11 protein-coding genes are annotated in these 14,249 nt (G+C 65.9%); 1 reads left to right on the forward strand and 10 read right to left on the reverse strand.

The window, feature by feature from the left end; translation table 11 throughout:
* The first annotated feature begins 196 nt into the window (after window positions 1–196).
* Window positions 197–3,115 carry an MMPL family transporter gene (locus tag G6O54_RS20185; RefSeq protein ID WP_165227471.1) on the forward strand — a complete coding sequence of 973 codons (2,919 nt, stop codon included), beginning with the start codon at window positions 197–199 and terminating at the stop codon, window positions 3,113–3,115.
* A 140-nt stretch (window positions 3,116–3,255) separates the two neighbouring features.
* Here the strand turns inward: G6O54_RS20185 and G6O54_RS20190 are convergent, their stop codons facing one another.
* The 10 genes from G6O54_RS20190 to G6O54_RS20235 form a co-directional block, all read right to left on the reverse strand.
* Window positions 3,256–3,630: a GxxExxY protein gene (locus G6O54_RS20190; RefSeq protein ID WP_165227472.1), complete on the reverse strand. Its 375-nt coding sequence runs from the start codon at window positions 3,628–3,630 to the stop codon at window positions 3,256–3,258.
* A gap of 136 nt (window positions 3,631–3,766) precedes the next feature.
* Window positions 3,767–5,008: a beta-ketoacyl-ACP synthase II gene (gene fabF / locus G6O54_RS20195; RefSeq protein WP_165227473.1), complete on the reverse strand. Its 1,242-nt coding sequence runs from the start codon at window positions 5,006–5,008 to the stop codon at window positions 3,767–3,769.
* A 227-nt stretch (window positions 5,009–5,235) separates the two neighbouring features.
* Window positions 5,236–5,475 (reverse strand): acyl carrier protein, encoded by a 240-nt coding sequence (acpP, locus tag G6O54_RS20200; RefSeq protein ID WP_165227474.1) that lies wholly within the window; start codon window positions 5,473–5,475, stop codon window positions 5,236–5,238.
* Between the two features lie 525 nt (window positions 5,476–6,000).
* Complete coding sequence (fabG, locus tag G6O54_RS20205; RefSeq protein WP_165227475.1) at window positions 6,001–6,783, reverse strand: 3-oxoacyl-[acyl-carrier-protein] reductase; 783 nt, start codon at window positions 6,781–6,783, stop codon at window positions 6,001–6,003.
* Between the two features lie 1,953 nt (window positions 6,784–8,736).
* Window positions 8,737–9,030, reverse strand: a complete 294-nt coding sequence (locus G6O54_RS20210) for a hypothetical protein (RefSeq protein WP_165227476.1) — start codon at window positions 9,028–9,030, stop codon at window positions 8,737–8,739.
* A gap of 10 nt (window positions 9,031–9,040) precedes the next feature.
* On the reverse strand, window positions 9,041–9,868 hold the full coding sequence (locus G6O54_RS20215) for a TIGR02391 family protein (RefSeq protein ID WP_205678941.1): 828 nt from the start codon (window positions 9,866–9,868) through the stop codon (window positions 9,041–9,043).
* Window positions 9,865–10,878 (reverse strand): 5'-nucleotidase, encoded by a 1,014-nt coding sequence (locus G6O54_RS20220; protein WP_165227477.1) that lies wholly within the window; start codon window positions 10,876–10,878, stop codon window positions 9,865–9,867. Before G6O54_RS20220 ends, G6O54_RS20215 begins: the two co-directional genes overlap by 4 nt.
* A 16-nt stretch (window positions 10,879–10,894) precedes the next feature.
* Complete coding sequence (locus G6O54_RS20225) at window positions 10,895–11,464, reverse strand: hypothetical protein (RefSeq protein ID WP_165227478.1); 570 nt, start codon at window positions 11,462–11,464, stop codon at window positions 10,895–10,897.
* Window positions 11,465–11,499: 35 nt separating this feature from the next.
* Window positions 11,500–12,738 (reverse strand): restriction endonuclease subunit S, encoded by a 1,239-nt coding sequence (locus G6O54_RS20230; RefSeq protein WP_165227479.1) that lies wholly within the window; start codon window positions 12,736–12,738, stop codon window positions 11,500–11,502.
* A complete protein-coding gene (locus G6O54_RS20235; protein ID WP_165227480.1) occupies window positions 12,735–14,249 on the reverse strand; it encodes a class I SAM-dependent DNA methyltransferase in 1,515 nt (504 codons plus the stop codon). Before G6O54_RS20235 ends, G6O54_RS20230 begins: the two co-directional genes overlap by 4 nt.

Here is a 14,249-nt window from a genome sequence, read left to right on the forward strand (position 1 = left end):
CGCGTCGCCCAGACATTTGTCGGCGATGTTCATCACGCACCGCTAGCCATGACGATGGATGCCGCGCGGCTTCGCCGATGCCGGCGAGAGGCTTGTCGACTCGACCCATTCCGTTCTCCTCGCGGCCGGCCGGGCGGTTGAGCGCCCCGGCGGGACGGATCGACGCAGAGGGGTGCCCCTTGAGGAGTCGGGATTCATGCCGCTGGACTCTGTGCGATCGTTCCTGACCCGCCGGCCGGGCTGGGTCGTGGCCGCATGGCTCGGGCTGGCGGCGGTCGTCGGCCTGGGGTCGCCGAGCCTGACGAGGCTCGCGGCCGAGGGCCAATCCAAGCTCCTGGGCGGCGACGCGGAGAGCCGTCGCGCGGCCGAGCTGGTGCGGGCCTCCTGGCACGACCAGGCCTATGAATCGACGGCCGTCCTGGCGGTCCATCGCCCATCGGGCCTGACCGACGCGGATCGCGAGTTCGCCACCAGGGCGGAGGGACGGTTCAAGCGGGAGGACCGCCCGGCCGAGATCCTCCGCGTCCTCGGGCCCAGCTCCGGGGCGGCGATCGCGGCCCGGCTGATCAGCGGCGACCGGACGCTGAGCCTGATCGTCGTCCCGCTCGATACCTCGTACGTGGCGCCGGCGACGCATCGCGCCGTGGCGTGGCTCCAGCGGCAGACCGAGACGCTCCGCCGCGAGGCCGGCGGGGGCCTCGCGGGGCTGGAGCTGCGCTGGACCGGCGACGCGGTCCTCGGCGGCGACTACATGAGGCAGGTCCAGACCTCGCTGGACCGGGCGGCGGCGGCCACGGTGGTCCTGCTCCTCGCCGTGCTCCTGGTCGTCTATCGCTCGATCTGGCTGGCGATGGTGCCGCTGGCGACCATCGGCGCCAGCCTGATCATCGCCCGCGGCCTGCTGGCGTGGCTCTGCCTCGGCGGCTGGGAGGTCTCTCCGCTGGTCGAGCTCTTCCTGGTGGCGATCCTCTTCGGCACCGGGACGGACTTCTGCCTGTTCCTCTCGTGGCGGTTCGCGGAGCACTTCAACGAGCGGAACCCGCCGGGCGTCATGCGGCTGATCCTCGCCCGGTCGTTCGTGCCGCTGGTCACCAGCGCGGGGACCATCATCGTCGGCCTCCTGCTGATGGGGACGACCCGCTTCAAGCTCTTCTCGACGACGGGCCCGAGCGTCGCCATGGGGCTGGCCATCTCGCTGGCCGCCACGCTCACGCTCACGCCCGCCCTGCTCCTCCTGCTGTCCCGGTATCGGCCGCGGTCGCTCTCGAGCTTCGCCGCCCCCGCCGGCGACCTCTGGGATCGCGTCGGCCGGCTCGCCATGTCGCGCCCGCTCCGGAGCTGGGGGTTGACGATGCTGGTGATGATCCCGCTGGCCGTCCTCGGCGTGCAGACCCGGTTCGTGATGGACCTCCTCTCCGAGATGCCCCGGGCGACCCCCTCCGCCCAGACGCTCCGCCTGGTCGCGGACAAGTTCGACCCCGGCATGATGGCCCCCCTGACCGTCGTGCTGGAGTCGGACACGGACTTCAGGCGCTCCGAGGGGCTCGCCCTGATCGATGACGTTAGCCGGCTGCTCTCGCACCAGCGGAGGCTCACCGAGGTCCGCTCCGCGACCCAGCCGCTGGGCTCGCCGGAGCCGCTCGCCCGGGCCCGGCTGTCGTCCCGGCTGGGCGAGGTCAACGAGGGCTTCCGGCAGCTCGCCGACGGGGCGACGACCCTCAGCCGGGGGCTGACGGAAGGAGCCGCCAAGCTGCGGGCCGCCCTCTGGCTGGGCCGTCGAATGGGCCTGAACCTCGGCGGCCCCGCGGGAGCCGTCGGCGGGGGTGGCAGCGCGGCCGACTCGGCCCATTCCCCGCCGCAGCAGGCGGCCCGGGCGGTCGCTTCCGGCCTGGGCAAGGCGGCCGCCACCATGGGCATGACCCCCGGCGGTACGCCCCCGTGGGACCTCACGAACTACGCCAGGGCCTTCGACCTCCTCGCCGGTTCCCGGCCCGCGCAGGGCCCCGTCGCCGGCCCCGGCTCCGGGACCGAAACCACGCCCGCCGGCCGACCCGATGAGTCCGTCAAGCGGGCCGCCGCGGCCCCCTCCGATCGCGGCACGAAGACCGCCTCCTCGCCCGCACAGGCCCCTGCATCCGCCCCCGCCCAGGGCGGCGCGGCCGAGGTCCTGCTCTCGGAGATCACTCGGGCGGCCGACGGCGCCGATCAGATCGCGAAGGGGGCGAAGCGGGCACATCGCGAGGTGTCCGCGATCCTCGAGGATCCGGTCGGCCGCCACGCCCTCGACCGGCTCCTCATCACGCCCCAGAACATCGACGAGAACCCCGAGCTGCGTGCGAGCTTCAACCACTACATCACGGAGGACGGGCATCGGGCCCGGATCGACGTGACCCAGGGCGATCGGGTCTTCTCCGACAGCGCGATGAACCAGGTGGAGACCATCCGCCGCCGGCTCCGGGAGTACCTGGGCGAGTACCAGGGGATCGACGTGAAGGCCGCCATCGCGGGCGCGAACGCGGAGTCCGCCGACGTCCGGGTGCTCACCCACGACGACCAGGTGAAGAGCTGGTTCGTCGTGCCGATCGGGGTCTTCCTCGTCCTGCTGGTCGCCCTCCGCGACCCATGGGCCTGCCTCAACCTGGTCGCCACGATGGTGCTCACCTATCTCTTCGCCCTGGGGGCGACGCACCTCCTGTTCGTGACCATCCTGGGCGCGGAGGGGCTGGACTGGAAGGTGCCGTACTTCCTCTTCGTGCTCCTGGTCGCGGTGGGGGTGGACTACAACGTCTTCCTCATGGCCCGCCTCCACGAGGAGACCGCACGGCACGGCTTCCGCGGCGGGATCGTGCGGGCGATCGGCCAGACCGGCGGCCTGATCAGCTCCGCCGCCGCGATCACCGCGTGCAGCTTCGCCTCGTTCCTGTTCAGCCCGCTGGCGTCGCTCCGCCAGTTGGGCTTCGCCCTCGTGGTCGGGATCACCGTGGACGCGATCCTCGTCCGGCCCCTGCTGGTCCCGTGCGGGCACTGGCTGCTGAGACGCTCCCGCGAGGTCCTCGGCCCCGGCCAGCCCGCCCTGGCCCGCAACAGCCGCATGCTCTCCCGCATACCGGACTAATACGGAACTAACCACAGAGGCACAGAGGCACAGAGAAGAGGGTGGCAGGGGGAGAGAGGGAGGGAAGGAAGAGGGAGGGAGGGAGGAAAGAGAGAGGGGATGCGAGAGAGAGGAGAGAAATGCCGGTATGAGGATGTCTTTCAAAGGATTATGCGCTTTAATCCATCTTTCAATACGGGGACATTGAAGTTAATGAGCAATCCTATGTGAGTATGGCTGAGCTTTAGGTAGGTCAGGAGTTGGGCTTCGTGGACCGGCAGGACATGTTCGACGGCTTTCAGCTCCACGATTAGCCGGCCGGGTATGTAGATGTCGAGGACCAGGTTGTCCTTCAGTTCCTGGCCCTTGTAGACGAGGGGGAGGCGATACTGCGAGACGAAATCGATCCCGGCGTTCCGCAATTCAATCTCGAGGCAAGCCTGATAGATCGATTCCAGCAATCCCGGCCCCATCTCCCGATGCACCTGAATCGCCGCCCCGATCACGAGCCGCGTCAGCTCATTATCCTCGATCATCCTCCCCTCTCCCGTCTTGATCTCTCTCCTACTTCTCCTTCTCTCTTCTACTCCCTTCTCTCTCCTGCTCTCCCTTTCTCTCTCCTGTCTCCCCCCGTCCCTATCTTCTCCGTGCCTCTGTGCCTCTGTGGTTAGTTTAGTATTTCCCGATCAGCAGGCTGGCATTGTGCCCGCCGAAGCCGAAGCTGTTGGACATGATGTGCTCGACGCGGGCCTCGCGGGCGACGTTGGGGATGTAGTCGAGGTCGCAGCCCTCGCTCGGGCTCTCGAGGTTGATGGTCGGGGGCAGGACGCCGTTGCGGAGTGCCAGCACGGAGGCGACCAGCTCGACGCCCCCGGAGGCGCCCAGCAGGTGGCCGAGCTGGCTCTTGGTGCTGGAGACCATCATCGAGCGGGCGTGGTCGCCGAAGACGCACTTCATGGCGATGGTCTCGGCGAGGTCGCCGAGCGGGGTGCTCGTGCCGTGGGCGTTGATGTAGCCGACGGCCTCGGGCGGGAGCCCGGCGTCGGCCAGGCACCGCTTCATGGCGCGGGCGGCGCCCCGGCCTTGCTCGTCGGGGGCGGTGATGTGCCAGCCGTCGGCCGACATCCCGTAGCCCTTCAGCTCGGCGAGGACCCTCGCGCCGCGGGCGCGGGCCACCTCCTCGGCCTCGAGGACCAGGATCCCCGCCCCTTCGCCCATGACGAAGCCGTCTCGATCCTTGTCGAACGGTCGGCTCGCGCGCTGGGGGTCGTCGTTGCGGGTGGAGAGCGCCCGCATCGCGGCGAACCCGCCCAGGCCCATGTGGGTGATCGCGGCCTCGCTGCCGCCGGTGATCATCACGTCGGCGTGCCCGGCCTGGATCAGCTTGTAGGCGTCGCCGATGGCGTTGGCCGCCGAGGCGCACGCCGTGGCCACGGCGGAGCACGGCCCCTGCAGGCCCCAGCGGATCGAGACCTGGCCGCTGCCGGCGTTCACCATCAGCTTGGGGATGGTGAACGGGCTGATCCGCGACGGGCCCTTGTGCACCAGGGTCGAATGCTGGGCCTCGAACTCGCTCAGGCCGCCGATGCCCGAGCCGATGAACACGCCGCACATGTCGGCCGGCAGCTTCGCGAAGTCGATGCCCGCGTCGGCCACGGCGGCCTCGGCGGCGACCAGCGCGAACTGCGCGAATCGGTCGAGGTGCCTCGCCTCCTTGACCCCGAAGATCGCCGGGGCATCCCAGTCGTGGACCTGGCCGCCGAAGTGCACCTTGAACTCGGTCGTGTCGAAGAGGGTCAGGGGCCCGACTCCGCTCCGGCCGGCGCAGATCGCCTCCCAGAACGTGTCCAGGGTCTGACCCAGCGCCGTGACCACTCCCAGGCCCGTGATGACGACGCGGCGCGAATGTCCCATGGTCGTACTCGTCTCGTCCTTCCCTTCGCGGGATTGCATGCCGCGGCGGCCCGACGTCGTCCCGATTCGCCCTCGCTCCGACTCGGATCGGCTCGGATCGGATCGGCCTGGCTCGCGACGCCATCGACCCGACCCGGCCCGGGCCGACTCGGCCCAGTTCCGTCCCGTTCGGCGTCGCCCGCGGGCCCTGCCGTCATCCGGCCTCGGCAGCCCGGCACGCGCGGCGGTTACTTGGCGTTGCCGTGCTGCTCGATGTAGTCGATCGCCTGGCCGACGGTCTGGATCTTCTCCGCCTCGTCGTCGGGGATGGTGATGTCGAACTCTTCCTCGAATTCCATCACGAGCTCGACGGTGTCGAGCGAATCGGCGCCCAGGTCATTGACGAACGAGGTCTCCCGGCTCACCTGATCCTTGGAGACGCCCATCTGCTCGCTGACGATTTCGATCACGCGATCTTCCACGGCCACGGCCCAACCTCCTCATCTTCGCGAACGGTCGATCGATCAATCGATCATGGCCAGGCGCCGCCCCGGGTTGACTGCCGTTCGGGGGCCTGGGGGTGTCGAATGAAAGTTCTTCGGGGATGGAATAATTCTCGCAACGACGGTCCCTGATCGCGGACCGTTGACGTAATGGACTCGATGCCCTGCGCCCCGGGGGACATCCTTGTGAGGAGCCCCGAGCCCTTGGCCCGAGAGTCTCTTCTCCTGGCTTGGCTGGATCCTTATCGAACCGAAGCGGACGACCCGGGGCGGCCCGGAGGCCATTGGGTCGTTGAACTCCTTATTCGAGGGAATGTGTCAAGTTAGCATGGCGAGGTCGGAATGTCCATCCGGGCGTCCTCGTCAACCTGGGAGGTCCCAGGAAGCCCCGACGGCCGTCCCGTGAAGGTTCGCGGCCCTCGATCCGACCGGACGCGAATCGTCCCCGCCTCCCCTCGGCCCCGCCCGACTTTTCTCGGACCGGACCGGGCCGAACCGGGCCCGACCCGACTAGACGGTCATGCCGCCGTCGACGGCGATGACCTGACCGGTGATGTAGCTGGCGGCGGGGCTGGCCAGGTAGCAGACCAGGTCGGCGATATCCTCGGGCGTCCCGAACCGCTTGAGGGGGATCCGGTCCTTCACCTCGGCCTTGACCTTGTCCGGCAGGACGTTGGTCATGTCGGTGGTGATGAAGCCGGGCGCGATCACGTTGACCGTGATCCCCCGCGAGGCGATCTCCTTGGCCACCGTCTTGCTGAAGCCGATGACCCCCGCCTTGCTGGCGGAGTAGTTCGCCTGCCCGGGGTTGCCCACCAGGCCCGAGACGCTGCTGATGTTGACGATCCGGCCGTACCGCGCCCGCATCATGACGGCGCCCACGGCCCGGCAGAACAGGAAGGTCCCCTTGAGGTTGGTGTCGATCACCTCGTCCCAGGCCGAGTCCTCCATCCGGAGGAACAGCCCGTCGCGGGTCACGCCCGCATTATTGACCAGGACGGAGATCTTCTGATATTTCGCCTCGATGTCCTCGACGACCTTCTTGACGTCGTCCGGATCCGCCACGCTGGCCGCATAAGGGACGAACGTGCCGCCCTGCTCCTTGATCGCATCCGCCGTCCCCTGAAGGGCTTCCAGCGACCGGGCCACCCCGGCGACGGTGGCCCCGCAGGCCGCCAGCCGGACCGCAATCCCCCGGCCGATCCCCCGCGAAGCCCCGGTGACGAGCGCAACCTGCCCCGTCAAGTCCACCGCATAGTTCGCCCGCGCGGGGGCGGCTGCACCCTCGGCCATGTTCGCCTCGTCCTGCTTCGGTATAAGGAGACCCGCCCTGATCCGGCCACGGTCGGGCCGGAGATCCCGAAGGAGCTCGATGCCATCCCTGGACCCGTCGGCGGGAAATTGGGGTCGTTTATAGTCGTGCCCGCCCAGGGTCAGCAACCCCAGATAAGTCGTCCGCGGAGAGGATTGCCGGCCCCCGTCCCGCGCGCTGCGTCGGCCGCGCCCCCGCCCGGCTCACGTCCACCGCGTCCGCCGAGGTCCCGTCGATGGCTTCGCTCGTCGCTTCGACGACCGAACCCATCGTGCCTCTACTGGTTACCCTGTAACAACTTATGCGAGGAATGAGGGCTCTTCGCGGGGGATTGTCGCAATACGCAATGGCGGACGTTGACAGCCTTTGCTCCGACGCAGACCCTCCGGGTGGCCGTGGTGGAACACAACGGGACCGCCTCGGCCCTGGTGAAGAGCCAGTCCACCCACTCGGCCTGCCCCCCGTGGTGTTCCACCACGGCCACCCAGTGCCACCTGTCGATCTCTCCGCGTCCTAAACCTCCGCCGTTTGCGACGATCCCCTTCGCGGCCCGGTCGCGGCCCTCATTTCCCGGCTCCGTCACCTCGCCGGCCTGGCCGAGCTCCTGCCGCCGTGAGCCAGCCCCGATCGAGCCGAGGACGCCCCGTCGGAACTCCTCGTCTCTCGGCCTCGCCCGTGAGGATCACCCGGGCGCCTCCCGGACGGCGGCCGGCCGACGTCATTGGGTTCGCTCGTCGTCTTGACGACCGAAGCCAACAGGACGCTATGTCCTGTCAAGGAATGACTTGCGGCAAGAAGACGTCCCCCGTCGCATGCCCGGACCCTGTGATCTCTCGGCCGTTGATAGCCGTCCCCGGTCGCTCCCAACGAGACTTCTCGACGACCCCCTCAGGGATGGTCGAGTTGCATGGGTGGTTGCGGCGGAGCCGAAGGCGACGCCACAAGATCGCGCGGGCCGGACCTCGAGCAGGCGTCTCGTGCGTGAGCCATTGCGATCCCATGGCGGCGCTTCGCTTCCGCCACGGCCACCCGGGAGGGGATGAGCGTCACCTCCTCCTGTCGGGTTGAACGAGAAGCCTCCTCCCGACCCGTCCCCCTCTTCCGGAGGGGGTTCCCTCCCCGCCCCGGCTTTTTCCCGTCCCGTCACCGAATTGCCAAGGAGCCGTCGCCGGCGGCCGTGGCGCGCACGGCCTCCTCTCTCAATACAATCCCGAATTTCTCCTGGTCAGTTTCACGATTCTCGAAAAAACTCTCCGGTGCGTTCGCCCGACTTGTCTCTCCGCGACGGCATACTCCCAGATTCGAGGGTGGACAGACCGCTGAGGAGCCCGCATCCCAGGGCGTGACCGTGCCGGATCACGCCCGGGCAAGTCCCACTTTCTCAGACCCGGGGGCCCCTGAGTGGGTTATTCGGTAAGACCATCGGCCGCTCGAATTCATGGTTGACGGCGAGATCGGGGCGGCCGACAATCTCCTCGTCGGCAGCGATCTAACGGGTGAGTGCCGTATCCAATCGGCTGGTAACTTTCCATCGACCCTACCCGGACAGGGCGCGGTTCCGCCGAGCTTTGACCTGCCAACGAGATCTCCACTCCAGAGGGACCAGGTGCCACGGCGCCTGGTCTCCTGGCGCTGGGGCGATGTACGTCACCGCTTCCGAGCGCGAGATCGCTGCCTGCGATGAGGCAGAGTCCTCGAGACAAGAGCCTCGGTGGCCAGGCAGGAAGGAGCCAGTTTGTCCCCCCCGCCCTATCGCTCCCCTTCGGGCAGCGGGTCGAACTCCACGGGGATCGGCGTCAGGGGCTGATCGGGGACGCCGACGAGGAGGAACGCGAAGGCGACCCCCTTGCGGCTCCAGGCGGCGAGCTCCTCGTGGTGCGGATCGCGAAAGGCCCGGGAGTCCCCGCTCTGGCAGAGGACGCCGGCCGTTCGGATCAGAAAGGTTCGAGATCGTCCTGCAACCTGGTCTTGAGATACCGCGGGATCGCCAGCAGGAGCGGCTCCGAGAGGTACGCCTCGGGTTCTTCCAGGTAGACCCGGCGCAGCTCGTTGCCGGAGAAGGACCAGACAAGTTCGCACCGTGCCGTGAACATCACGTAGATCGAGGGAGCCTGCCGGGTCGCCTCCAGGGACCATTGCGGCCTCCCGTGATCGTACCAGTCCCGGATCACCAGCTCGTCCTCCGAGCCGAAATCCCGCGGTGGCGGACCCGGACGCGATTCCTCCATCGTGGAACTCCTATGGTTGAGACCGGCGGGCCTGATCGATCTTCCGATGAACCAGCGAGATCGTCGTCAGGATGTCGAGCGCGTCTTGCTCGGTCATGTCCCATTCGACCTTGGGGTCATGGGCGAGAGGGTTGCGGATCGTGCCGTAGAGCCCTTTCAGGAGGTTCATGAAGCCCCGCTGCTCGCCCCGCTGCGTGTCGGTCTGGAGCGGGTTGAGGGCCAGGAGCGGGGGGCCAGGGTTCTGGCCGAAGGCCGCGTGGATCAGATCGACCCCATCGTTCGAGAGGCCCGACAGGGTACGGATCTTGGCGGTGATGCTCTTCATGGCCTCGAAGACGGCGTGGAAATAGTTCTGCTGGATGATCTCGACGGTACAGAATCGCAGAACGTCACGGTGCACGTCCCGTTGGACCAGGGCGGCGTGGAGGCGATTGGCGCGTTCGAGGGCCTCATCGACGGTCTTGGCAGCGTCGGCCTTGCGGAACTGGCCGTCCTCGCCCAGCGTCATGCCTCGCAGGGCCAAGAGTGTGTTCAGCCGGTTTCGTCGGGCGTGGAAGCTCGCCGGGTTCTCAAGGTAGCGGGCAGGAGCCATCGCCCGTTTCACGAACACGAGGACGTGGTTGCCCATCTGGTGTTTGTTCTGAAATTCGATGAAGGCGTTGAACAGCCGCTTCCACTTCGTCATGTCTGGCGACGTGTCCGGGATGCGACAATCCCGAAGGAGATTCGCGATCTCCGAGCCGGTCAGACCGTTCTCCGTGTCACCGAGGATGCGACAGATCGCCTCCATGTGCTGGGCATCGAAGAGGGGCACCTGGTTCCGGGACATCATCGTCATGTGATCACTATCTCCTTCAGGGAGTCCGTCGTGCTGATGACCGAGATAGGCACCTTCCCGGTCGAAACGACTTGCGCAGCGTCCTTGCAGTGAGACTCCTGGTCGTCGAAGTAAATGTGCGGCTGAAAGGCGGCCAGAATTCCGGCCTTTGAGACCCCTCCCATGAAGAACGCCTCGTCCACATTGATGTCCCAGGCGCGGAAGGTGTTCAGAACGCGGAGGTGAGCCGGAAGGCTGCGAGCGGTGACGAGCGCGGTGCGGATCGGGGGCTTATCGAAGTTCGGGTCCTTCTGGAGCACGGCGAGCGTGCGAAGGAACTTGGCGAAGGGACCGTCCGAGAGGGGGCGGCTGGCATGCTGAACCTCGTGGGCGAGGAACGTCTCCAGCTTGTTCTCCCCATCGGCGCGATCGTAGACATCCTGGGCCTCGCCGCCGAAGAGGACGTTATCACCGTCGAATGCGATGCGGAGTTCCTCGCAGGGATCGACGGGCGAAGGCGTAAACGCCTCGGTCGTGGTCAAGAGAGGCTCCCGCTGGGCCTCGACGGGCTGCGTAGTGACTGAGGGGATGGCCTGGTAGATGACGGCGGCGGCGATGCCGCCTCGGATCGCCTCCTCTACGTCGCTCTCGTAGGCCGAGAGGTAGAGATCGACGCAGAAGGACTTGAGGTAGCGGGCGACCGGCGTGCCACTCGTCAGGATGGCGCGCTGGATGTCGAGCCTGTGGTGCTCGATGGACTTGAACAGCCGGATCGAGGTCGCCGGACTGTTGCGAGAGGCGACCACGACCTCGGCCTTGCGATTTCCCCTCGCCTGGGCGTTCAGTCCCTGGATCGCCTGGATGAGTCGAAATCCGATCCCGGGGGCCAGTATCTTCTCCTCGTTGGCCTGCTGGTAGGCGGCGTAGGCGTCCTCTCCCTCCTCCTCGAAGACGCGATTCGCCGCTTCGAGGTCGAATAGTGCCCGAGAGGAAATGCCGATCACCAGGCTTTTCGAGAGATCGACGGGCATGGGGGGCGAAGACTCTCTATATGCTGTTGTAGATCTGTGCGAAGGATGCCGCCTCACCTTCCAGGAGTGCTGTCAGTGCCGGACTCGTTGGCAGTCCGGGAATCAGCTTGGCCTTACGGATGTCGAGTACGTCGAAGCTCGTGTCCTTGTTCTGCGGCCGTGGCAGGAAGTTGGTCATCAGATGGGTCACCACATCCATCTGGACTTTCTTCAGATTCTCGGCCTTGAAGTAGAGCTTGATCACGTGGCGGACGCCATCATACTCAAGCCCAACCTCAGGATTGACGGAGATGGAGACTCCCGCATGCTGCCAGTCGCATCTCGGTGGTACGAACCAGGTGTAACTCTTCTTGCCGAGGAACTTCTTGTAGCCCGCAACGAGATCCGGGTACGCCGTCTGCTTCTTCTTGTCGGTCAGGCCGCTAAGGAGAACATCCAGGGCGTCCTTCGGCTGACGACGTCGGTGCATCTCGACGATGCCCTTGCGGATGGCACGATAGAAGTCGGTCTGCGGGTCATAGCCGTCGATATGATGCTGCTTCACGTTCTTGACGACCGTCAGCTTGGGCGTGCCCGCCTTGCTCACGAAGTCAACGAAGTCCGTCAGAGTTATCTCGATCATTACAATTCCCCCCGGAAGGCACGTTGGACCAGGGCGTCGAAGAGCGAGCCGGAGCAAGCAAGTGCGGCCTGACGCTGGATCTTAAGCGATCGGCACTTGAGCACAGCCCTAGCGAATTCACGTTGTCTCTTGAGGTCTGGTACTGGCAGGGGGATTCGGCGAAGCTCGCCCGCGCTCAGGTTCGACATGTTGTTGGATGGCTTGGCTCGGGCGAAGAGCAATTTCTTGCCGTAGTCGCTGTTCAAGTATGCGGATACGTAGTCTGGAAGGACTCGTACCTCATCGAAGCGAACACGGATCAAGTATCCGGCGAAGGCGTAGGACTCGTCGCGGTCCCAGACTGCGGTCTTCCCGACGAGTTCGGGGCTGTTGGTCCGATTGAAGAGCAGATCGCCCTTACGCACCGTATACGCCGGAATGTCAGCCTTGGCGATGTCGCACCATTTCATGTCAACTAGATCAAGCTCGCCGCTGTACGTGATGTTGTTCATGCGGAGAACGGGAATTCCAGTTCCCTCAGCGTTCGCCTTTTGGGCGGTGCCATATTGGGTCTCCGACACGAGTTGGTCGACAGTGACGATGGGCCATCCCTTCGGATTGATGGCCGGGTCGCCGAACATGTCGAGGAAGGTCGAGCGGAGGAGTTCCTCGGTCAGCCGGATGCCCTCCTCCCGCTTGCGGCGGATGGCATCGGCCTTGTCGAGAATGGCGGTGATGCGACGCTGTTCGGTCAGCGGCGGAAGGAGTACCGTAAACCTCTCGGCAACCGGCATGTATATAGTTTTGTGTGTCGTGCCCTGCTTTAGCCTGTCGAACTCCGCTGCCGACGAACGAAATGCGTAGTAGAGGTAATCAGGCAGGATCCTTGGGCCGCACACCCAGTTCACGAAGTCCTGGCTCGTTGCCATATCGAGACCGAGGATTGCAACCTTGCCCACGGACGCCGTTCGGCAGAACGCCACGGTTCCCTTTGGAAGAATGCGTGCTGATGAATTATCGATCCCCTCCATCGTGGGCCGATCAACTGTTGAAGTCACATACTTAGAATCGAGTGTTTTTATATCCTTGAGGGACAGCCAGCAAACGTCACCACCCCAGTATGCTTCAATGTTGCGGCTCGGAGTATGCCCGCTTTCAAGTCGGGCGACATCGGGAAGTGAGACCCATTCCCAACCCTTGGGGAGTTTGACATCGGCTCGCTGATCAACGACGATCGGCGTGTGACTGAAGTTGGTCATTTGAGCAAGGACTCCAGCTCGTTCATGTCGCGCCGCACCTCGTCGTCGAGTGCCCGGAGCCTCTGGAGGATCTCCCGGGGCGGGTCGTACTGGGCCTCCTCGTAGTCCGACTCCCGGTAGCGCCCGATCGAGAGGTCGAACTTGTTCGCCTCGATCTCCTTGAGCGGGACAAAGAAGTTTTTGGCCTTGCGGTCGTTCTTCTTGGTCTTCTCGCGGGCGAACCACTGCTTGCGGATGTCGGGCAGGTCGCCCAGGCCGTCACCGATCCTGTCGCGCTTGTCGTCGAGGCTGAAGCCGTCCGACTCCATCTTGTAGAACCAGACCCGATCGGTCTTTCCTCCTTTGACAAAGATCAGGATGGCGGTCGAGACCCCGGCGTAGGGCTTGAACACGCCCGAGGGCATCGAGATCACGCCTTCGAGCTGGTTCTCCTCGACGAGCATCTTCCGCAGGTCGCGGTGGGCGTTGGACGAGCCGAAGAGGACGCCGTCCGGGACGATGCAGGCGGCCCTCCCGCCGAGCTTGAGCATCCGCAGGATGAGCGCGACGAAGAGGAGCTCGGTCTTCTTCGTCTTCACCTTGCCCGTGAGCGAGGAATGGACGTCGGACTCGTCGAGCGAGCCCTTGAACGGCGGGTTGGCCAGGATCACGTCGAAGCCGCCGACCGCCAGCTTCGGGAACCGCTCGGGGAACGAGTTGCTCAGCGTGTCCTGGTAGTGGATGTCGGGCGACTCGACGCCGTGGAGCATCAGGTTCATGGCCGCGATCCGGAGCATCGTCGTGTCGAAGTCGTAGCCGTGGAAGAGCCCGCGCTGGATGTGCTTGCGGTAGGGTTCCAGCAGGTCGCCGGTGTACGTCTTCTGGCCGTCTTCGTGGACGATCACGCCGCCGGGCGAGGTGTACTTCTCGAGCAGGTGCTCCATGACGCCGACGAGGAACCCCGCGGTGCCGCAGGCCGGGTCGCCGACGACCTCGCTGGGCTTCGGCTCCACCAGGTCGACCATCAGCCGGATGATGTGCCGGGGCGTGCGGAACTGGCCGTTGATCCCGGCCGTGGTCAGCTTGCTGAGGAGGTACTCATAGAGGTCGCCCTTCGTGTCCCCCTCGGCCAGCGGCAGGGCGTCGATCATGTTGACCGCGGAGACCAGCAGGCTGGGCTTCACGATCAGGAGCTGGGCGTCCTTCATGTACTCCGCGAAGGTCGATCCGCCGCCGTGGAGCGTCCGGAAGTGGGGGAAGACGCCGTCCCGGACGACCCGGATCATCTCCTCCGCCGGCAGGTTCTTGAAGCGGGACCAGCGCAGGTGCTGCTCGTCCCTGGAAAAGGCTCCCATGGGGAACTTGCCGGTGCGGGCGGCCTTCTTCTCGGCCCGGGCCTCGGCGATGTCGAGCAGGCGGGCGAACATCAGGAACGAGATCTGTTCGATGACCGTCAGCGGGTTGGTGATCCCGCCGGTCCAGAACTCGGTCCAGAGCCGGTCAATCTGATTGCGGAGCGGTCCGGTGATCAC

The sequence above is a fragment of the Aquisphaera insulae genome (genome assembly GCF_011064615.1).
GTDB classification, from domain to species: domain Bacteria; phylum Planctomycetota; class Planctomycetia; order Isosphaerales; family Isosphaeraceae; genus Aquisphaera; species Aquisphaera insulae.